The organism is Acidiplasma aeolicum (genome assembly GCF_001402945.1).
GTDB lineage: Archaea > Thermoplasmatota > Thermoplasmata > Thermoplasmatales > Thermoplasmataceae > Acidiplasma > Acidiplasma aeolicum.
This window is the reverse complement of the sequence record NZ_LKBG01000201.1, coordinates 1-639: the sequence shown is the minus strand read 5'-3', so window position 1 is coordinate 639 and position 639 is coordinate 1. Positions and strand designations below refer to the sequence as shown.

General features: G+C 38.0%; 1 protein-coding gene. It reads right to left on the bottom strand.

All coding sequences use genetic code 11. From position 1 onward, the window contains the following. A partial coding sequence (locus AOG54_RS04525; protein WP_269082559.1) for an acyl-CoA dehydrogenase family protein occupies positions 1-639 on the bottom strand: 639 nt, incomplete at both ends.

Sequence of the window (639 nt, the reverse complement as noted above, 5' to 3'; positions counted from 1 at the left end):
GAATGCTGGCCATTGAATTGCCAATTAAATCCATTAAATACTTTGCATGGAACTGCGAGGCTATATCATCCATGGATAAAATCCTGTCAATGGATTCATTAATAATGCTGTAGCATGAACTGGCAATGTCCCTGCCATCTTTAATTTCATTCACCATTTTATTAAAGTCCTGAAGCATTTTAATGTGTGCCTCCTTCCTCTTTATTGCCTCAAGCATATCAAGTGCCTGTATATTGCTTGCACCCTCCCATATGGGTGTTATTAAGGCCTCCCTGTGCCACCGTTCTATTGGAAACTCGGATAAAAATCCTATACCGCCATGGAGTTCAGTGGCCATTTCTGTAATAATTGATGATGACTCTGCTGTAATGTTTTTTACAATATGCGTCATTAACCTTGTATAATTATAATCACCGTCATATGGTGGTTCAGATTTTATGGAGTTATTAAATAATTCAATGGTTTTAAACGTCAGTGCAATGGAACCCTCCAAGAGTATCTCCATATCCAGCAAATCCCTTTTAATTCCAGGATGTTCAATTAGAAGTGATCCAAATGTTTTTCTCCTCATTGAATAATAATAGGCCTCTAAATAAGCCTTTCTTGCAATCCCACATGCTGCTGCAGCATTATCAAGCC